General features: G+C 71.0%; 22 protein-coding genes. 6 read left to right on the top strand and 16 right to left on the bottom strand.

All coding sequences use genetic code 11. The features are described 5' to 3' along the window. Positions 1–24 precede the first annotated feature (24 nt). Together RI138_RS25195 and RI138_RS25190 are read right to left on the bottom strand one after the other, a co-directional pair. Positions 25–237 (bottom strand): hypothetical protein, encoded by a 213-nt coding sequence (locus RI138_RS25195; protein ID WP_073213902.1) that lies wholly within the window; start codon positions 235–237, stop codon positions 25–27. A 438-nt stretch (positions 238–675) separates the two neighbouring features. Next, complete coding sequence (locus RI138_RS25190) at positions 676–957, bottom strand: acylphosphatase (protein ID WP_096626324.1); 282 nt, start codon at positions 955–957, stop codon at positions 676–678. 199 nt (positions 958–1,156) lie between these two features. Between RI138_RS25190 and RI138_RS25185 the strand changes: the two genes are divergently transcribed. Both RI138_RS25185 and RI138_RS25180 read left to right on the top strand, forming a co-directional pair. Beyond that, complete coding sequence (locus tag RI138_RS25185; protein ID WP_311121724.1) at positions 1,157–2,125, top strand: CAP domain-containing protein; 969 nt, start codon at positions 1,157–1,159, stop codon at positions 2,123–2,125. Positions 2,126–2,153: 28 nt separating this feature from the next. Beyond that, positions 2,154–2,540 carry a winged helix-turn-helix transcriptional regulator gene (locus RI138_RS25180; protein WP_311121723.1) on the top strand — a complete coding sequence of 129 codons (387 nt, stop codon included), beginning with the start codon at positions 2,154–2,156 and terminating at the stop codon, positions 2,538–2,540. Here RI138_RS25180 and mutM read toward each other — a convergent pair. The 9 genes from mutM to RI138_RS25135 all read right to left on the bottom strand — a co-directional run bounded on the left by mutM (position 2,513) and on the right by RI138_RS25135 (position 11,754). Then, positions 2,513–3,373, bottom strand: a complete 861-nt coding sequence (mutM, locus tag RI138_RS25175; protein WP_311121722.1) for a bifunctional DNA-formamidopyrimidine glycosylase/DNA-(apurinic or apyrimidinic site) lyase — start codon at positions 3,371–3,373, stop codon at positions 2,513–2,515. The genes RI138_RS25180 and mutM overlap by 28 nt on opposite strands. 128 nt (positions 3,374–3,501) lie before the next feature. Next, positions 3,502–4,326: a ribonuclease III gene (rnc, locus tag RI138_RS25170; RefSeq protein ID WP_311121721.1), complete on the bottom strand. Its 825-nt coding sequence runs from the start codon at positions 4,324–4,326 to the stop codon at positions 3,502–3,504. Positions 4,327–4,345: 19 nt separating this feature from the next. Beyond that, entirely contained in the window at positions 4,346–4,519 is a 174-nt protein-coding gene (gene rpmF, locus RI138_RS25165; protein WP_003965982.1) for a 50S ribosomal protein L32, read from the bottom strand. A gap of 2 nt (positions 4,520–4,521) precedes the next feature. Then, positions 4,522–5,133, bottom strand: coding sequence for a YceD family protein (locus RI138_RS25160; protein ID WP_096626314.1), 612 nt, complete (start codon positions 5,131–5,133; stop codon positions 4,522–4,524). Between the two features lie 194 nt (positions 5,134–5,327). Then, entirely contained in the window at positions 5,328–6,437 is a 1,110-nt protein-coding gene (locus tag RI138_RS25155) for an ATP synthase F0 subunit B (protein ID WP_311121720.1), read from the bottom strand. Between the two features lie 116 nt (positions 6,438–6,553). After that, complete coding sequence (gene coaD / locus RI138_RS25150; protein WP_179500055.1) at positions 6,554–7,033, bottom strand: pantetheine-phosphate adenylyltransferase; 480 nt, start codon at positions 7,031–7,033, stop codon at positions 6,554–6,556. Between the two features lie 26 nt (positions 7,034–7,059). After that, entirely contained in the window at positions 7,060–7,644 is a 585-nt protein-coding gene (gene rsmD, locus RI138_RS25145; RefSeq protein ID WP_311121719.1) for a 16S rRNA (guanine(966)-N(2))-methyltransferase RsmD, read from the bottom strand. Positions 7,645–7,770: 126 nt separating this feature from the next. Beyond that, positions 7,771–9,993 (bottom strand): ATP-dependent DNA helicase RecG, encoded by a 2,223-nt coding sequence (gene recG, locus RI138_RS25140; protein WP_311121718.1) that lies wholly within the window; start codon positions 9,991–9,993, stop codon positions 7,771–7,773. Between the two features lie 57 nt (positions 9,994–10,050). Then, the gene (locus RI138_RS25135) at positions 10,051–11,754 is read right to left on the bottom strand and encodes a DAK2 domain-containing protein (protein WP_311121717.1); all 1,704 of its coding nucleotides are present in this window, start codon (positions 11,752–11,754) and stop codon (positions 10,051–10,053) included. A 256-nt stretch (positions 11,755–12,010) separates the two neighbouring features. Here RI138_RS25135 and rpmB point away from each other — a divergent pair, with 256 nt between their 5' ends. After that, positions 12,011–12,196 (top strand): 50S ribosomal protein L28, encoded by a 186-nt coding sequence (gene rpmB, locus RI138_RS25130; RefSeq protein ID WP_026171429.1) that lies wholly within the window; start codon positions 12,011–12,013, stop codon positions 12,194–12,196. A gap of 96 nt (positions 12,197–12,292) precedes the next feature. Here rpmB and thiD read toward each other — a convergent pair whose 3' ends face one another. Both thiD and RI138_RS25120 read right to left on the bottom strand, forming a co-directional pair. Then, on the bottom strand, positions 12,293–13,102 hold the full coding sequence (gene thiD / locus RI138_RS25125; RefSeq protein ID WP_096626302.1) for a bifunctional hydroxymethylpyrimidine kinase/phosphomethylpyrimidine kinase: 810 nt from the start codon (positions 13,100–13,102) through the stop codon (positions 12,293–12,295). A 38-nt stretch (positions 13,103–13,140) separates the two neighbouring features. Beyond that, positions 13,141–14,112, bottom strand: a complete 972-nt coding sequence (locus RI138_RS25120; RefSeq protein ID WP_096626300.1) for a thiamine-phosphate kinase — start codon at positions 14,110–14,112, stop codon at positions 13,141–13,143. Between the two features lie 219 nt (positions 14,113–14,331). Between RI138_RS25120 and RI138_RS25115 the strand changes: the two genes are divergently transcribed. Together RI138_RS25115 and RI138_RS25110 are read left to right on the top strand one after the other, a co-directional pair. After that, positions 14,332–14,565, top strand: coding sequence for an Lrp/AsnC family transcriptional regulator (locus RI138_RS25115; RefSeq protein WP_096626298.1), 234 nt, complete (start codon positions 14,332–14,334; stop codon positions 14,563–14,565). Between the two features lie 20 nt (positions 14,566–14,585). Further along, positions 14,586–15,077 (top strand): DUF3515 domain-containing protein, encoded by a 492-nt coding sequence (locus tag RI138_RS25110; protein WP_311121716.1) that lies wholly within the window; start codon positions 14,586–14,588, stop codon positions 15,075–15,077. A gap of 21 nt (positions 15,078–15,098) precedes the next feature. On the opposite strand, the gene RI138_RS25105 is transcribed toward RI138_RS25110, so the two are convergent. The 3 genes from RI138_RS25105 to RI138_RS25095 are packed head-to-tail and all read right to left on the bottom strand — an operon-like array spanning position 15,099 to position 18,068. Then, positions 15,099–16,274 (bottom strand): D-alanine--D-alanine ligase family protein, encoded by a 1,176-nt coding sequence (locus RI138_RS25105; RefSeq protein ID WP_311121715.1) that lies wholly within the window; start codon positions 16,272–16,274, stop codon positions 15,099–15,101. A gap of 34 nt (positions 16,275–16,308) precedes the next feature. Continuing rightward, on the bottom strand, positions 16,309–17,319 hold the full coding sequence (locus RI138_RS25100) for an NAD(P)H-dependent glycerol-3-phosphate dehydrogenase (RefSeq protein WP_311121714.1): 1,011 nt from the start codon (positions 17,317–17,319) through the stop codon (positions 16,309–16,311). Continuing rightward, complete coding sequence (locus tag RI138_RS25095; protein WP_096626290.1) at positions 17,316–18,068, bottom strand: lysophospholipid acyltransferase family protein; 753 nt, start codon at positions 18,066–18,068, stop codon at positions 17,316–17,318. Before RI138_RS25095 ends, RI138_RS25100 begins: the two co-directional genes overlap by 4 nt. A gap of 149 nt (positions 18,069–18,217) precedes the next feature. Here RI138_RS25095 and cofC point away from each other — a divergent pair, with 149 nt between their 5' ends. Continuing rightward, the gene (gene cofC / locus RI138_RS25090; protein WP_096626456.1) at positions 18,218–18,901 is read left to right on the top strand and encodes a 2-phospho-L-lactate guanylyltransferase; all 684 of its coding nucleotides are present in this window, start codon (positions 18,218–18,220) and stop codon (positions 18,899–18,901) included. Positions 18,902–18,909 lie beyond the last annotated feature (8 nt).

Below are 18,909 nucleotides of genomic sequence, written 5' to 3'. Positions count from 1 at the left end.
CGGCCCCCGTGAGGGCCACCGCGGTCAGGTCAGCGCCGGCTCGCCCTGGGGTACGTCGATGTCGATGCTGTCGAGCAGTGACTCCTGGTGCTGGGCGGCGGCGTTCAGCGCGTCGTTCTCGCCCTGGATCCGGGTGAGCTCGGATTCCAGGTCCTGGACGCGCTGCTGGAGCCGTCGCATCTCGGCGAGGAGTCGCGGGTCGGAACCGCCGACGTAACCGAGAAGCGCCTTTGCCATGATGGATGGTCCTCCACAATGAGTGACCGACCGATGCGGTGTGGGTCGTCAGGGGATCGCACCCGCGGTGCTCGGCAGGGCTCTGTCACTACTGCGGTTCTGCTGATTGTCAGCTCTACCGAACAGCTCAGGTGCGCGGGGTTTTCAGCGTCTCACCAAAAAGTTTGACGGTCAACACGATCACACCCTGTGTACCCGGGTGCCCCGGGGGCGCGCGGCTGGACGATCATGCGGCGCGACTCTCCTGCGGGACCCCGAGGGGCGTGCAGATCTTCGTCAATGCCGCAGCCTTGCATGACATTCGATATCTGGCAACCATCGGTCGCCGCCGGGTCCCTTCGCAGGTCATTTCGGGTGCGGGGGTCCGGGTGGGCACCGCGGGTGACCGTTGGGCGCGCCCCGTTCACCGAGCGGATCGACGGGCCCCCGGCGACGGGATCAGCGGATGGCGAACCCGTCGTATCCGCCGCGCGGCGTGTCCCAGATCTCAGTGACGCCGTCCACGCGCCCGGGTGTGTCGTCGGAGCGCAGCCAGTCCAGCAGACGGTGGCAATTCTCACGTGGCCCCTCGGCCACGATCTGCACCCTGCCGTCGTCGAGATTGAGGGCGAAGCCCACGAGGCCGCCGATCTCCAAAGCATTTGCCCTGGTGAACCAGCGGAACCCTACTTGCTGTACTCGGCCGCGTACCCAGACGACGAGGCGCGCATCTTTGTCCATGCCCGAACGCTAACCGGCCAATTGCTCTCGAAGCACGCCGCCCCCTTTCACCCATGGGCTACAGTCCGGTCGCAATAGCCTCACTCGATCGGGTGAGTATCGGATGGACGTCGACGAATAGTCGATCATCCGGCATTCGATCACCAGAGCAGTCGAACGGCGTCGCAGGGACGTCCGGAGCATCAGGAAGGCACAGCGCATGGGACGCCACCGACGATCCGCCGCAGGCCCCGCCGCTGAAGAACCCGTGGCCCGGGACGCTTCCCGGCACAAGGGCGCGCGCCGCCGGAAGAAGTCCTCCGTCCCGGTGCGCACCGGCCTCCTCGGCGCCTCGGCCGCCGTGGCCGCCGGCGCGGTCGCCGTCGCCTCGGGTCTGCTGCCCGGCGGCGGAACCACCACCTCCGGCGAGGTCACCGCCGCCGACCAGGTGCGCACCGGCGTACCGGACCTGCTGACGCAGGGCGGCAGCTCCACCGCGCCCGCCGACCGGTCCGCCGCCCCCACCAGCCGGGGCAGCGAGCGCCCGGAGGCCCCGTCCGCCAGGACCCCGTCGAAGACGCCGTCCAAGAGCGCTTCCGCCTCGCCCTCCACGAGCCCGTCGAAGACGCCCTCGAAGTCGGCGTCGCCGTCCAAGGCCCCCTCCGAGAAGCCGTCCGCCGCCCCGTCCGAGAAGACGAAGGCGCCCACCACGGCCCCGAAGAAGAGCGCTCCCCCGGCGAGCAGGGCCCCGGCGCCCCCGAAGACCTCCGCCGCCCCGCCGCCGAGCCGGCAGCCCTCCCCCTCGCCCACCGACGCCTCCGCCCGCTCCGAGGTGCTGGCCCTGGTGAACCAGGAGCGCGCGAAGGTCGGCTGCTCCCCGCTGGCCACCAGGGCCCCGTTGACCTCACTCGCCCAGAACTTCAGCGAGGACATGGCGGCGCGCGGCTTCTTCGACCACACCGACCCCGACGGCGACACCCCCTGGGACCGCGCCGCGCAGGCCGGCGTGCAGGGGCTCGCAGCGGAGAACATCGCCCGCGGCCAGGCGGACGCGAAGGCCGTGATGGATGCCTGGATGAACAGCGACGGCCACCGCGCGAACATTCTCAACTGCGACTACAAGACCATCGGCATCGGTGTGCACGAGGGCTCCGGCGGCCCCTGGTGGACCCAGAACTTCGGCTTCTGACCCACAGGCACCCCCGTAAGCTGGTGATATGGCCAGCGATACGGACAGCCTCGCCTTCGACGTCTTCTCCCGGCAGTGCCCTTCGCGCTCCACGCTGGAGGACGTCACCGGCCGCTGGGGCGCCCTGACGCTCGGCGCGCTGTACGAGGGCGGCTTCCGGTTCAACGAGCTGCGCCGCCGGGTGGACGGGGTGAGCGAGAAGATGCTCGCCCAGACGCTGCACGCGCTGGAGCGCGACGGTCTCGTCCTGCGGGAAGCCCAGCCGGTCAACCCGCCCCGCGTGGACTACGAACTGACCCCGCTCGGCCGCGAGGTCGCCGGACAGCTGCTCGCCCTCATCCGCGTCGTCGAGGACCGGATGGACGAGGTGCTGAGCGCCCGGGCCCGTTACGACGAGGCGCGCGGCGGCCGCTGACAGCGCGGGCAGTAGTAGCTGGACCGGTTCATCCAGGCGCGGCGGCGCATCGGCGTGCCGCAGCGGTGGCAGGGCTCGCCCTCCCGGCCGTACGCGTCGAGCGACCGGTCGAAGTAGCCGGACTCGCCGTTCACGTTCACGTACAGGCTGTCGAAGCTGGTGCCGCCCTGGGCGAGCGCCGCGTTCATGACGTCCCGGGCGTGGCCGAGCAGCTCGGCCGACTTCGGGCGGGTCAGGGTCGCGGTCGGCCGGTCGTAGTGCAGCCTGGCGCGCCAGAGCGCCTCGTCCGCGTAGATGTTGCCGACACCGCTGATGAGTGACTGGTCGAGCAGCGCGCGCTTGACGGTCGTACGGCGCAGGCGCAGCGCCTTGTGGAAGGCCGCGTCGTCGAAGAGCGGGTCGAGCGGGTCCCGGGCGATGTGCGCGATGGTGTCGGGCAGTCCGTCGGGGGTGGTGGCGTGGAGCGAGAGCCCGCCGAAGGTGCGCTGGTCGACGAAGCGCAGTTCGGTGCCGAGGGTGTCGTCGAACCGCATCCGGATTCGAAGGTGCTTCTCGTCGGGCGCGTCCGTGGACTGCACCAGCAGCTGCCCGCTCATCCCGAGGTGGCCCAGCAGCGAGGCGCCGGCCTCCTCGATGGGCACCCAGAGGTACTTGCCCCGGCGCATCGCCGTACCGAAGCGGGCCCCCCGCAGCCGGGCGGCGAAGTCGACGCCGCCCGCGAGGTGCCGGCGGACCGATCGCGGGTGCAGGACCTCGACCTCGGTGACGGTGCGGCCGCTGACCCAGCGCTCAAGGCCCCGGCGGACGACTTCTACCTCGGGCAGCTCGGGCACGATGCACTACTCCAGACACGACGACGGTAGTACGGGAGCGGCCTTGCGCAGACCGCGTCCCGGACGGGGAACCCCAGGACAGGGAAAACCCCCCGGTGCGCAGGGCACCGAGGGGTTCTCGTTCCGCTTCAGGCCGGAGCGGCGTCCGTGCTCGGCGACGGGTCGGCAGGGGTGTCGGCGGCCCCTCCGTCGGCCGCGGACTTCTCCGCGGCCTGCCGTGCCTCAGCGGCGGCGCTGATCTCGCGCCAGGCGGACTCAGCCGCCTGCTGCTCCGCTTCCTTCTTGCTACGGCCGGTGCCGGTGCCGTACGAGACACCACCGACGCGAGCAGCAGCAGTGAAGGTCTTCTCGTGGTCCGGGCCGGTCTCCGTGACGAGGTACTCGGGGACTCCGAGGCTCTCGCTCGCGGTGAGCTCCTGGAGGCTGGTCTTCCAGTCCAGGCCGGCACCGAGGTTCGAGGACCTGTCGATCAGCGGGTCGAAGAGCCGGTGGACCAGCTCCGAGGCCGCGCTGAGGCCCTGGTCGAGATAGACCGCGCCGATCACTGCTTCCAGTGTGTCGGCGAGGATGGAAGCCTTGTCCCGGCCACCCGTGCCCTCTTCACCGCGGCCGAGCCGGATGAAGGAGCCGAGTTCGAGGCCGCGGCCCACTTCCGCAAGCGCACGCGAATTGACCACCGCGGCCCGCAACTTGGCCAGCTGGCCTTCGGGCAGGTCGGGGTGGGTGCGGTACAGCGTGTCCGTGACCACCAGGCCGAGCACCGAATCCCCGAGGAATTCGAGCCGCTCGTTGGTGGGCAGACCGCCGTTCTCGTATGCGTACGAACGGTGGGTCAGCGCACGCACCAGAAGGGCGGACTCGAGGTGATACCCGAGCCGCCCTTCCAGAAGCGTGTGGGACGAGGCTGTGTTGACGTTGTCTGCCTGCTTCTTGGCGTTGGACAACTCAGACATCGGGCCTCTCACCAGCCGCTCAGACCTCGAGGACCTGGCGCTTGTTGTAGGTGCCGCAGCTCGGGCACGCAATGTGCTGGAGCTTGGGCTCCTGGCAACGCTCGCACGAAACCAGGGTGGGGACCGCAGCCTTCCACTGCGACCGGCGGTGGCGCGTGTTGCTGCGCGACATCTTCCGCTTCGGAACAGCCACGGCTACTTCTCCTGCTTCTCGTCGACGCCCGGTTCGGCGCCGCCCATGTTGTCCTTCTCGCCGTCCTGAACGGTCTCGGCGAGTCCTTGCAGTGCCGCCCAACGAATGTCGACGGCATCGTGGTGGTGGCCCGGGTTCTCGTCCAGCCTGATTCCGCATTCGGAACACAGACCGGCGCAGGTCTCCTTGCACACCGGCTGCATGGGCAGTGCGAGCACTACCGCGTCACGCAGCACTGACTCGAGGTCGAACAAGCCGTCCTCAAGGAAGAACCTGTCCTCGTCGTCCTCGGCGTCGTCGGCCGGGTCCGCAGTGCTGCGGCCCCGGTCATCGGCGTCAGGGTACGAGAACATCTCCTGGAAATCCGCGTCGACCTCGACGGTCAGCGGCTCCAGACACCTTACGCACTCCCCCTCGGCGGTTGCACGGGCGGTGCCTGTGACAAGCACCCCTTCCATGACCGATTCGAGTCGGAGGTCCAGCTCCACGGGTGCGCCTTCCGGCACACCGATGACGCCGTCGATACCGAGAACCGGTGAACCGGGTGCGTCCACCGAGCGGGTCAGCCGCTTCAGGGCACCGGGACGCCGACCCAGCTCGTGCGTATCGAACACGAGAGGGTTGCGGTGGTCGAGGTGGCCGTTCAGGGCTTTTCCTGCTTTCGAATCATGGGGGTCGTACTACAGAGGGGAGGGCCGACCCGGTCCGGAGTCGAAACGGGCAGCCTGGATCGCGGACCTACGCGCGACCGAGGATTCAGGATACTGGACGGACCGCTCAGCACCCAATCGGACCAGCCCGTCCCGGATCAGCGGCCCTCTTCGTACCGGCGCAGCTGCTCCAGGTCGATCATGCTGGTGTCGAAGAGGCTCGTCTCGTCCAGCGCCCCGCCGCCCTGCTGGCCGGGCGCCTGCGGGGGCTGCTGAGCCTGCTGGGGCCAGCCGTAGTCCGGCTGGGCCTGGGGCGGGGGCGGGTACGCGTTCGGGTCGTAGCCGGTCTGCTGGTAGGCCGCGTACGGGTCGGGCTGTTGCTGGTAGCCGTACGGGTCCTGGACACCCTCGCCGCCTTGCTGGAGAGGCTGCTCCTGGTAGCCGTACGCCGCCTGCGCATAGGTCGGCTCGGGCTGAGGCGGCTGCTCCTGGTAGTGCGGCTGCCCCTGGGGGGCCTGCTGCGGTTGCGGGGTGGCGAGCTCGGCGAGGCCGGCCAGATAGTCGGCGTCGCTCGTGTGGCCCTGGCCGGCCGCGGCGTCCTGGGCGGCGATGTGCGCGCCGAGGTCGTCGGTGGCGACCCGGCCGTGCAGCTTCTGCCGGCCCCGGCCGACCGCCTCCAGGGTCTTGGCCAGGACGGCTTCGAAGGCGCCGAACTTGGCGTCGACGTACGCGTCGGCCCGCTGCCGCAGGGTCTCCGGGTCGGCGCTGCGCTCGGGGGCCTCGGCGAAGTCGGGGTCCTGATAGCCCTGCTCGTCCAGGCCCTGGCCGCGGCCGAGCAGCTTCTCGCGGCCGCGGTCCACGGAGCCGATGGTCTTGGTGAGGACGACCTCGAAGTTGGCGAGCTTGCTGTCGACGTAGTCGTCGGCCTCGGCACGCACCTCCTCGGCCTCGCGGCGGGCCTCGGACAGGATCCGGTCGGCCTCGCTCTGCGACTGGCGGGCGATCTCGGTGTCGGAGATCAGGGAGGCCCGCTGGGCATGGGCGGACTCGATGATCCGCTCGGCCTCCTGCCGGGCCTGCTCGGCGAACTGTTCGTGGCCGCCGATCAGCTCCTGCGCCTGGGCGAGGGAGCCGGGCAGCGCCTCGCGCACCTCTTCGAGCATGGCGAGCAGCTCGGCGCGGTTGACCACGCACGAGGCCGACATGGGCATGGAGCGGGCGTTTCCGACCGCTTCGACGATCTCGTCGAGCTTCTTCTGCACGTCCACCGTGTGCTCGCCACTCTCTGCCGCTCCGCTGGAGCCGCTGTTCTGTTGGAGACGGACGGGACGACTGTAAGGCCAGTCGGCCGCCGCCCGACACCTCGTGACGGGCCGTCAGCGATTCACTGTTCGCCCAGGCGCTCCATGAGCGCTTCGTGGACCGTGGGCGGCAGCAGGTGGGAGACGTCACCGCCCCAGGTCGCGACCTCCTTGACCAGCGAGGACGACAGGAAGCTGTACGTCGGGTTGGTCGGCACGAAGAGGGTCTCGACGCCCGAGAGGCCGTTGTTCATCTGGGCCATCTGGAGCTCGTAGTCGAAGTCGCTGACGGCCCGCAGGCCCTTCACGATCGCAGGGATCTCCCGCTGCTTGCAGAAGTCGACCAGCAGGCCGTGGAAGGACTCCACCTCGACGTTGCCGAAGTCGGCGGTGACCTCGCGGATCAGCTCGATCCGCTCGTCCACGGTGAACAGCCCCTTCTTGGACTGGTTGATCATCACCGCGACGTGCACCACGTCGTACAGCTTCGAGGCTCGGCCAATGATGTCGAGATGTCCGTTGGTGATGGGGTCGAAAGACCCCGGACAGACGGCGCGGCGCACAGTGATTCCCTCGCTCTCCGGTCCGGTCATCGTGCGTCTTCGCACGTAGCGGCGGCGCGACCGTACCAAAGCGTTCCCTCGCCGTAGCGACGGGCCCGCAGTGGCTCGAATCCGGCGGGCCAGCCGAATTCTCCGCCCCGGGTGCTGCGTTCCACGGTGACGAGCGCATCGCCGGTGAGCCACCCCTGAGCACGGAGTGTGAGCAGGATCTCGCGAAGATCGTCATCGGTGACGGCGTACGGCGGGTCCAGGAAGACGATGTCGTACGGGTCGGCGGGCGCCGGTCCTGTCACGATCTGTTCGGCTTTGCCGGTACGTACCTCGGCTCCGGGCAGGCCGAGCGTGCGGACGTTGTCGCGGACGGTGCGGGCCGCCTTCTGGTCGGCCTCGACGAGGAGGGCGTGGGCCGCTCCCCGGGAGAGCGCTTCGAGGCCGACGGCGCCGGATCCGGCGTACAGATCGGCGACCCTGGTCCCCTCCAGGGTGCCGAGCAGCGCCTGCCAGGTGGAGAACAGGCCCTCGCGCGCACGGTCGGATGTGGGGCGGGTGCCGGTGCCGGGCGGGACGGCCAGGCGGCGTCCGCCGGCCGAGCCGGCGATCACGCGGGTCATGAGTGTCGGGTCCTCGGGGTCGTGGGCGGGTGCGGGGGCCGACGGCGCGCGGTGGGCGCGTGCCGTGCGTCCACGATATGGCGTACGGCCCGCACCGGCCCGGTCGGCAGGACATCCCCCGCGCTCTCACCCCTTGTCGAGATACTCCTCGCGGTCCTTGTCCAGGAGGGCGGCCAGGGCGGTGCGCAGCTCCGGCAGCCGCTCCAGCTCCGGGTCGGCGGCGACGATCGCGACGGCCTCCTCACGGGCGGCGGCGATGACCTCCTCGTCGTCGATGACGGTGAGCATCCGCAGCGAGGAGCGCACCCCGGACTGGGCCTGGCCCAGCACATCGCCCTCGCGGCGCTGTTCCAGGTCGATGCGGGAGAGCTCGAAGCCGTCGAGGGTGGCGGCGACGGCCGAGAGGCGGGCGCGGGCGGGGCTCGCCTCGTGGGCCTCGCTGACCAGCAGACAGAGCCCGGGCGCCGAGCCACGGCCGACGCGGCCGCGGAGCTGGTGGAGCTGGGAGACGCCGAAGCGGTCGGCATCCATGATCACCATGGCGGTGGCGTTGGGGACGTTGACCCCGACCTCGATGACCGTGGTGGCGACCAGGACGTCCACGGCACCGGCGGCGAACCGGCGCATGACGTCGTCCTTCTCGTCGGGCGGCATCCGCCCGTGCAGCACCTCGACGCCCAGCCCGGCCAGCGCGCCCGTGCGCAGCTGCTCGGCGATCTCCAGGACGGCGAGCGGCGGCCGCTTGTCCCCGTCCGCCTCGGGCGCCGCCTTCTTGGCCTTCGCCTTCTTCACGCCCTTCCCCTCCGCCTCCTCGGCTTCGTCGCCGATGCGGGGGCAGACCACGTACGCCTGGTGGCCGTGTCCCACCTCCTCGCGGACGCGTTCCCAGGCGCGGCTGAGGAAGTGGGGCTTGTCCTTGGCGGGGACGACATGGCTGGCGATCGGGGAGCGTCCGGCCGGGAGCTGGTCAAGGACGGAGGTCTCCAGATCGCCGAAGACCGTCATCGCGACCGTACGGGGGATGGGGGTGGCGGTCATGACGAGGAGGTGGGGCGGCTGCTTTCCCTTGGAGCGCAGGGCGTCCCGCTGTTCGACGCCGAAGCGGTGCTGTTCGTCCACCACCACCAGTCCCAGGTCGTGGAACTGGACCTTGTCCTCGATCAGGGCGTGGGTGCCGATGACGATCCCGGCCTCGCCGGTGACCAGGTCGAGCAGGGCCTGCCGGCGGGCGGCCATGCCCATGGAGCCGGTGAGCAGGACGACCTTGGTCCCCCGGTCCGAGCCGCCCAGCATTCCCCCCTCGGCCAGCTCGCCCATCATCTCGGTGATCGAGCGGTGGTGCTGCTGTGCCAGGACCTCGGTGGGGGCGAGCATCGCGGCCTGGCCGCCCGCGTCGACGACGGTGAGCATGGCGCGCAGGGCCACCATCGTCTTCCCGCTTCCCACCTCGCCCTGGAGGAGCCGGTGCATCGGGTGTTCGGTGGCCAGGTCGTCGAAGATCTCCTTGCTGACCTTCTGCTGGCCCTCGGTGAGGGTGAAGGGCAGCTTGGCGTCGAAGGCGTCGAGCAGGCCGTCCGCGACGGGGCGGCGGGCGACGGCGGGGAGTTGGGTGTCGGCGTAGCGGCGGCGGGCCAGCGCGACCTGGAGGACGAACGCCTCGTCCCATTTGAGGCGGGCCCTGGCGTCCTCGATGTCCGCCTTGGTCTGCGGGCGGTGCACCTTCAGCAGAGCCTCGGGCAGCGGGGTGAAGCCACGGCCCTCGCGCAGGGAGTCGGGCAGCGGGTCCACGGCGTCCCGCGCGCTGGGCAGCACGGCGTCCACGGCCTTGGCGATCCGCCAGGAGTCGAGCTGCTTGCAGGCGGGGTAGATCGGCAGCAGCCGACCGGCGAAGGCGTCCACGGCCTCGGTCGCCTCGTCGGCGTCGGAGGCGTCGAGCAGCTGGTACGTGGGGTGGGCCAGCTGCATCTTGCGGTTGAAGACGGAGACCTTGCCCGCGAACATCGCCTGGCGGCCCGGGAGCAGCTCCTTGTGCGGCTTGTGGACGCCGTGGCCGAAGAAGACCAGCTGGAGGCGGCCGCTGCCGTCGGTCAGGGTGACTTCCAGGCGTTTGCCCCGGCCGTTGTTGAACATCAGGATGCGGGCGTCGGCGACCTGGGCGACGACCGTGACGTGCTCGTCCAGCGGGAGGTCGGCCAGCGCGGTCAGCTTGCCGCGCTCCTCGTACCGCCGCGGGTAGTGGTGCAGCAGATCACCGACCGTGTGCAGGTCGAGGTGTTCGGCCATCACCTTCGCGGTGGCTCCGCCGAGCAGCTTCTTGAGGGGTTCATCGAACGAGGACACGCGATCCATTGCACACCACGGCACTGACAGCTGTCCGCCGGGCGCGGCCGCGAAGCGGATACGGGACTACTCGACGCCGATCAGGAGCGGCGCCCGCTGGTGGCCGCCCCGGTAGACGACCGTGTCCACGGCGAGATGGCCCTCGCGTACGTGCTCCGCCAGCGCGTCGGCGAGCGCGTCCGGAACGTCCTCGCCGAGGACGAGGGTGACCAGCTCGCCGCCCGCCGCCAGCATCCGGTCGAGCACGGTGCGGGCGGTGGCCGGGACGTCGGCGCCGATCACTGCCACGTCCCCGTCGATCAGCCCGAGGATGTCCCCGGCCTGGCAGACGCCCGCCATGGTCCACGACTGGCGCTCGGCGACGGCCAGTTCGGCGTAGCGGGTGGCGCCCGCGGCCGAGGTCATGGCGACCACGTCCTCGTCGAAGCCCCGGTCCGGCTCGTGGACGGCGAGGGCGGCCAGGCCCTGGACGGCGGCCCGGGTGGGGACCAGGGCGACCCGGACCCCCTCGGTCCTGGCCTGCTCGGCGGCGGCGGCCGCGGTGTGGCGCAGGGCCGCGTCGTTGGGCAGCAGCACCACCTCACGCGCGTGGGCCCGGCGGATGGCGTCGACCAGTTCGCCGCTGGCGGGCGGTTCGCCGGGGCGGGCGATCACGGTGGTGGCGCCGGCCTCGGTGCAGAGTCCGGCCAGTCCGTCGCCGGGGACCACGACGACGACGGCGCGCTGGGCGGGCTCGGTCGGGGTGCGCGCGTCGTGGCCGCTCTCGGTGGCGAAGTGGGTGATCCGGATCCGGTAGGGCCGCCCGGCCTCGACGCCCGCCTCGACGGCGGCCCCGGCGTCGTCGACATGGACGTGGACGTGCCAGAGCCCGTCGCCGCCCACCACGACCAGGGAGTCGCCGAGGGCGTCGAGCCGGGTGCGCAGCCGGGCCACCTGCTCGTCTCGGGCCTCCAGGAGGTAGATCACCTCGAACGCGGGCCCGCCCTCCCCCTCCTGCGGGCAGTCCTCGGCGCTGTCGGGCACATGACCAGCTCCGGAAGCCACCGGAACGCCCCCCACCGGGAGCCCCACGACCGACCCGCCGTCCACGGGAGCGGCCGCCCTGCCGGCTCCGGTGCGAGGTCCCCGTACGGGAGCCTGCCCGGTCACCGCCTCCACCAGGGCGCCCAGGACCGCGACCAGCCCCCGCCCTCCGGCGTCCACGACCCCGGCCCGGCCGAGCACGGCGAGCTGGCCGGGGGTCTTAGCGAGCGCCTCGCGCGCCCCCTCGTAGGCGGCGTTCACCACGGCGCACAGCTCCGGCTCCGCTCCCTGGGCCGCCTCGGCGGCCGCCGAGGCGACGGTGAGCACGGTGCCCTCCACCGGGTGGGCGACGGCCTGGCGGGCGGCGGCATCGGCCCGGACCAGGGCGAGGCGCAGCCGGTCCGGGTCGCCGCCCTCCGCGAGCACCCCGGCCATGCCGCGCAGCAGCTGGGCCAGGATCGTGCCGGAGTTCCCGCGGGCGCCGATCAGGGCGCCGTGCGCCATGGCGCGTACGGCGTCGGCGGTGGCGGGCACGGTGGTGCCGGTCTCGTGGGCGGCGAACACCGCCTCGACGGCGGCGGCGGCGGACTCGACGGTCAGGTAGAGGTTGGTGCCGGTGTCACCGTCGGCGACGGGGTAGACGTTGATCGCGTCGATCTCCGCGCGCTCCCGGCCCAGGGCCTCCAGGGCCAGCGAGCACCAGGTGCGCACCGCGACGGCATCCAGGTCGTCGGGGAGCTGCGGCACCGATGGTCCTCCTTGAAGCGGCCGTGGCTACGGGCTGAACCGCAGGTTAGCCCGCCTGCCCGGGCACCGGCAGGGACAGGGGGCGGGGCGGGGGCGGGTGAACCCGTGGTAGTTTCGTATCTCCGAAGCAGGCGTTGTATGCTGCTCCGGTTGCCCGATGAGAGTCGGGCCATTCCTCCGGTACCGCCACTTCAGTCAACTGATTCCGGCGCGCCGGATTTCACTGTAAGTGCATCTGAAGTCTTTGGAGTGACCCGTGGCTGCCAACTGCGACGTTTGCGGCAAGGGGCCGAGCTTCGGCAACAACATTTCGCACTCGCACCGCCGTACGTCCCGTCGCTGGAACCCCAACATCCAGCGCGTGCGTGCCGTGGTCGGTCGGACGCCGAAGCGGCTCAACGTCTGCACCTCGTGCATCAAGGCCGGCAAGGTCGCGCGCTGACGTTCCCGTCGTAGCGCAGCCTTCCGGTTGCCCAAAAAGCCGGTCCACCTCGGTGGACCGGCTTTTTGCTGTGCTCAGGCGGCTTGTCGGGGTGGGTCAGGAGGCCGGGCGGGTCAGCCAGCCGTGGTCGACCGGGCCGATGCCGCCGCCCAGCGGGAACCCGGCCTCGATCGCGCCGGTGACGTACGTCTTCGCGCCCCGTACGGCCGTGGGCACGTCCTGACCGAGTGCGAGCCCGGAGGCGATGGCTGAGGCCAGGGTGCAGCCGGTGCCGTGGGTGTGGCGGTTGTCGTGCCGGGGGGCGCGCAGCCAGTGTTCCGCGCTTCCGTCGGTGAGCAGGTCCACCGCCTCGCCGGGCAGATGGCCGCCCTTGATGACCACCCAGCGCGGCCCGAAGCCGAGGATCTCCTCGGCGGCCCGGCTCATTCCGCTCTCGTCGGTGACCTGCACCCCGGTGAGCTGGGCCACCTCGTCGAGGTTGGGGGTGGCGACGGTGGCGAGGGGCAGCAGCTTCCGCCGTACGGAGTCGAGGGCTTCGGCGGCGAGCAGCGCGTCCCCGTGCTTGGAGACGCCGACGGGGTCCACGACGACGGGGGCGTCGGTGGTGGCGAGGAGTTCGGCGACGGTCTCGACGAGGACGGCCGAGGCGAGCATCCCGGTCTTCACGGCCTGGACGCCGATGTCGTCGACGACGCTGCGGTACTGGGCGCGTACGGCGTCCACCGGAAGCTCCCACGCGCCCTGGACGCCGAGGGAGTTCTGTGCGGTGACGGCGGTGAGCACACTCATGCCGTGCACGCCGAGGGCCAGCATGGTCTTCAGGTCGGCCTGGATGCCCGCACCGCCGCCGGAGTCGGATCCGGCGACGGTGAGCACGCGGGGCGGTACAGCGGTACGTATGGGCATACCCAGCAATCTAGCGGGAGCCCCCGACCCGCGATCGGCTAGTGGGTGTCCTCGATGGAGCCGAAGTGGTCCCAGCCGCCCTTGCTGGTCCAGGGGGCGCCGTCGACGGTGACCTGGGGCAGGGCGGAGGGGTTGAGGACCTCCCCGATCACCTTCCAGCGGGCGGGGAGTTTCACGTCGGGCGGGAAGGTCGCCACGATCGCGTGGTCCTCTCCCCCGGTCAGCACCCACTGGAGCGGGTCGACGCCGACGGCCTGGCCGATGTCGGACATCTGTGAGGGGATGTCGATGAGGCCGGAGCGCAGATCGATCCGGACCTTGCTGGCCTCCGCGATGTGCCCGAGGTCCGCTACCAGCCCGTCGCTGACGTCGGTCATCGCGGTGGCGCCGAGTCCGGCGGCCGCCGGGCCCGCGTGGTACGGCGGTTCGGGGCGGCGGTGGGCCTCGACGAAGGCGCGGGGCGAGCGGAAGCCGCGGGAGAGCACTGCGTACCCGGCGGCGGACCAGCCGAGCCAGCCGGTGACCGCGACGACGTCCCCGGGGCAGGCGCCGGCCCGGGTGACCGGTTCGTGGTTGCGCAGGTCGCCGAGCGCGGTGATGGCGACGGTGATCGTGTCACCGCCGACCACATCGCCGCCGACGACGGCCGCCCCGGCCACCTGGCACTCGTCGCGCAGGCCGTCCATCAGCTCGGCGGCCCAGGTGACGGGCAGGTCGGCCGGGACGACCAGGCCGAGGAGCAGCGCGGTGGGCACGGCTCCCATCGCCGCGATGTCGGCGAGGTTCTGGGCGGCCGCCTTGCGGCCGACGTCGTACGCCGTCGACCAGTCGCGGCGGAAGTGCCGCCCTTCCAGCAGGATGTCCGTACTGGCCACGACCCTGCGGTCGGGAGCTGCCACGACCGCGGCGTCGTCGCCGGGCCCCAGCCGCACCGCCGGGGTGGTGGTGAGCCGGGACGTGAGCTCTCTGATGAGCCCGAACTCCCCCAACTCGCCCACGGTTCCCTTCACCGAGTCTCACCTCTCCTTTATCGCCCCGGACACCCGTCCGGGCCCCCGGTCGCGAGCCGTCACTGCTGTCTGTACCGTCAAGAGATACGTCAACTTCTGTGTCCTGTGCGCCACGCTGTGGACGTCATCCGGCCCGTAGGTCTCCCCGTCGCGCTCGGCAACGCGATAACGTGGCGTCCCTTTCCCCCACATGATCCTCGTGGCCGCCCTGGAGGTTCCGTGGTACAGGCGTACATCCTCATCCAGACCGAGGTGGGCAAGGCGTCGATCGTCGCCGAGACCATTTCCAGTATTCCGGGAGTCATCCAGGCAGAGGACGTCACCGGTCCGTACGACGTGATCGTGCGGGCCCAGGCCGAGACGGTCGATGCACTCGGCCGCATGGTGGTCGCCAAGGTGCAGCAGGTGGACGGCATCACACGAACCCTGACCTGCCCGGTCGTCCACCTCTGACCCCCGTCTAGGCTGGGCCGGTGACGTCATCCGCCCGCCGGTCCCCCCGCTCGATATCCACCCTCGGTCCGTCCGCCGCCGTGCTCGCACTGGCCGCGGCGGGCTGTTCCTTCAGCGACGCGCAGCCCTCGATCACGGTTCCCACGCCGTCTTCGGAGGCCGCCGCGTACTGCAAGGCCCTGGACGGAGAGCTGCCGGAGACCGTCCTCGACCGGGAACGCAACGACCCCTCCCCGGAATCCGAGCTGACCGCCGGCTGGGGGGACGGGGCGATCGTACTGCGCTGCGGCGTGCCTCGGCCCGCGAAGATGGACGACCCCCAGGCAGAGGCGGTCGAGGCGGACGGGGTGAACTGGATGCTGGAGCAGCCCGAGGGCTCCGGGCCCCGGTTCACCACCACGTACCGCAAGGCGTATGTCGAGATCACGTTCTCCCAGGAGTACGCCAACGACATCACCCCGCTCAGCGCGTTCGCCGGTCCGGTCGAAAGGACGATCCCGGACCGGCTCTGACGCACAGTTCCCGGCGGTCGCTCAGCGCAGTCCCGTGGAGCGGGTGAGCGCGGCCTGGATCAGCCGGTCGACCAGTTCCCGGTAGCTGACGCCGCTCTCCTGCCACATGCGGGGGTACATCGAGATCGGGGTGAAGCCCGGCAGGGTGTTGATCTCGTTGATGACGAAGGTGCCGTCCTCGGTGAGGAAGAAGTCGGCGCGCACCAGGCCCTCGCAGGAGGTGGCGTCGAAGGCGGCGACGGCGAGCCGCTGCACCTCGGCGGTCTGCTCCTCGGTGAGCGGTGCGGGCACCAGACCGGCGGCCGAGTCGATGTACTTGGCCTCGAAGTCGTAGAAATCGTGCGCGGTGACCGGGGGGATCTCGGCGGGCACGCTGGCGCGCGGTCCGTCCTCGAACTCCAGCACCCCGCACTCGATCTCGCGGCCGCGCAGCAGCGACTCGACGAGGAACTTGGGGTCGTGGCGGCGGGCCTCCTCGATCGCCTCGTCGAGGCCGGAGAGGTCGTCGACCTTGGTGATGCCCATGGACGAACCGCCGCGCGCGGGCTTGATGAACAGCGGCCAGCCGTGCTCACCGGCGAACTCCACGATCCGCTTGCGGACGGCACCCGGGTCGCGGTCCCACTCGCGGGGGCGGACGACCTCGTACGGTCCGACCGGCAGCCCGAAGGAGAGGAAGACGCGCTTCATGTACTCCTTGTCCTGGCCGACGGCGGAGGCGAGGACGCCCGCGCCGACGTAGGGCACACCGGAGAGTTCGAGCAGGCCCTGAAGGGTGCCGTCCTCCCCGTACGGGCCGTGGAGCACGGGGAAGACGACGTCGACCTCGCCGAGCGCCTTGGGCACGGAGCCGGGTTCGCTGTAGAGCACCTCGCGGCTGCCGGGGTCCACGGAGAGCACGACGGTGCCGTCGGTGGACTCGGCGAGCTGGGCCACGTCGGGGACCTTGCGCTCGGTGATGGCCATGCGTTCGGGCTCGTCCGCGGTGAGCGCCCAGCGGCCGTCCGTCGTGATGCCGATCGGCAGGACGTCGTACTTGGTCCGGTCGATGGCCTTCATGACGGCGCCGGCCGTGACGACCGAGATGCCGTGTTCGGAGCTGCGGCCGCCGAACACGACAGCCACGCGGGGCTTGCGGCGCTGCTGCTCAGGGCTCTCGGCGCGCTCAGGGCTCTGGGGGAGGTTCTCGCTGCTCATATCGCGATGAGCGTACCTGCTGGTAAAGGAGACGTCAGCGTCGCTCGGCCTTGGCACTCCGCGACATCAGCTCCTTGACGGCGACGACCGGCGACTTGCCCTCGTGGACGATCGAGACGACGGTCTCGGTGATGGGCATGTCGACCCCGTGCCGGCGGGCCAGGTCGAGGACCGATTCGCAGGACTTGACGCCCTCGGCAGTCTGCTTGGTGACGGCGATCGTCTCCTGGAGCGTCATGCCCCGGCCGAGGTTGGTGCCGAAGGTGTGGTTGCGCGAGAGCGGCGAGGAGCAGGTGGCCACCAGGTCACCCAGGCCCGCGAGTCCGGAGAAGGTAAGCGGGTCGGCTCCCATGGCCACGCCCAGGCGGGTGGTCTCGGCGAGGCCCCGGGTGATGAGGGAGCCCTTGGTGTTGTCGCCGAGGCCCATGCCGTCCGCGATGCCGACGGCGAGCCCGATGACGTTCTTGACGGCGCCGCCGAGCTCGCAGCCGACGACGTCGGTGTTGGTGTACGGCCGGAAGTACGGGGTGTGGCAGGCGGTCTGGAGGCGCTGGGCGACGGATTCGTCGGCGCACGCGACGACGGCGGCGGCCGGGCGGCGCTCGGCGATCTCCTTGGCGAGGTTGGGTCCCGACACGACGGCGATGCGGTCCGCGGAGACCTTGGTGACGTCCGCGATCACCTCGCTCATCAGCTTGGCGGTGCCCAGCTCGACGCCCTTCATGAGCGAGACGAGGACGGTGTCGGGGCCCAGGTGCGGGGCCCAGTCGGCGAGGTTGGCTCGCAGTGTCTGGGAGGGCACGACGAGGAAGGCGAACTCGGCGTCGCGCAGGGCCTCGGCGGGGTCCGTGGTGGCGCGGACCGTCTCCGGGAGCGTGATGCCCGGGAGGTAGTCCGGGTTCGTACGGGTGGTGTTGACGGCCTCGGCGACCTCGGCGCGGCGGCCCCAGAGGGTGACCTCGCAGCCCGCGTCGGCGAGGATCACGGCGAAGGCCGTACCCCATGAGCCGGTTCCGAAGACGGCTGCTTTTACGGGGTGCGTCACGTGGATCCCTTTCCCTGGGCCTTGCGCCGTTGTTCAGCACGGGCTTTGCGGTGATCGTAGAGCTCGGCGGGGGCCTTCTCGCCGCGCAGGTCCTCCAGCTGGCGGGTGATCGCGGCCATGATGACCTCGGTCGCCTGGCGCAGCACCTCGGGCGTCGGCTCCAGACCGTAGAAGCGGCTGAGGTCGACGGGCGGTCCGGCCTGCACCTGGAGCGTCTTGCGGGGGAACAGCCGGAACTTGTTCTCCTTGGCGTAGGGCGGCATCGCGAGGTTGGCGCCCCACTGGGCGACGGGGATGACGGGCGCCTGGGTCATCAGGGCGACCCGGGCCGCCCCGGTCTTGCCCGCCATCGGCCACATGTCGGGGTCCCGCGTGAGGGTGCCCTCGGGGTAGAAGGCGACGCACTCGCCTCGCTCGATGGCCTCCACGGCGGCCCGGAAGGCGTCCAGGGCGTTGGTGGTCTCGCGGTAGACAGGGATCTGACCGGTGCCGCGGAGCATCATCCCGACGAACGGGGTGCGGAAGAGGCCTGCCTTCGCCAGGAGCCGCGGCACCCGCCCGGTGTTGTACTGGAAGTGGCCGTAGGAGAGCGGGTCCAGATAGGAGTTGTGATTGACGGCGGTGATGAAGCCGCCGTCGGCTGGAATGTGTTCCATCCCCCGCCAGTCGCGCTTGAACAGAACCACCAATGGCGGCTTGGCGATAACCGCCGCCAGGCGGTACCAGAAGCCGATTCTGCGGCGCGGCACGAGGACACCTTTCTCTCTGACTTGACCTGCTGCTTGGCTACCGACGGTCAAGTCTCGCCCCAGGCCCCTGCTCTGTCGAGAACACCGTACGCCTCACCTTCGGGACCGACCCTCCGGGTTGTCGTACCGGCAGGCGAGAATGGGTCCTGATGCGTACGGAGGGGGAGATCGTCACGAACACCGATCCGGCGGGGTCCTGGTCCCTGGTCGTTCCGCTGAAGCCGCTCGCACGGGCCAAGAGCCGCTTGGGGCGGGCGGCGGGCGAGGAGGCGCGCCCCCGGTTGGCGCTGGCGTTCGCCCAGGACACGGTGGCCACGGCGCTGGCCTGTGACCGGGTGCGGGATGTGGTGGTCGTCACGGACGATCCGGCGGCCGCGGCGGCGCTCTCGTCGCTCGGGGCGCGGATCGTGGCGGACGCTCCGGGTGCCGGGCTCAACGCGGCGCTGGTGCACGGCGCCCGCTTCGTGCGGGGGCCGCGGCCGACCGCGCCGGTGGCCGCGCTGAACGCGGATCTGCCCGCGTTGCGCGGCGACGAATTGGCGCGGGTGCTCGATTTCGCCTCCGCTTTTCCGCGCGCATTTCTTCGGGATGCCGCAGGAATCGGGACGACATTTCTGTCCGCCACCCGGGGTGCGGAATTCCGTCCGGCTTTCGGCGGCCCGTCCGGCGCCCGGCACCTGGCGTCGGGGGCGGTGGAAATTGCGCTGCCCGGTCTCGACTCGGTGCGCAGGGACGTGGATACGGGCGAGGATCTGCGGGTTGCCCTGGCCCTGGGCGCGGGGCCGCACACCGCGCGCCTGATGGCCGCGCTGACGCCGGCCCGTGACCGATAGGCTGCCGC

Origin of the sequence: Streptomyces durocortorensis (assembly GCF_031760065.1) — a bacterium.
Lineage (GTDB): Bacteria > Actinomycetota > Actinomycetes > Streptomycetales > Streptomycetaceae > Streptomyces.
Note: the sequence above shows the minus strand (reverse complement) of the source record. Positions and strands in the feature narration are given on the sequence as shown.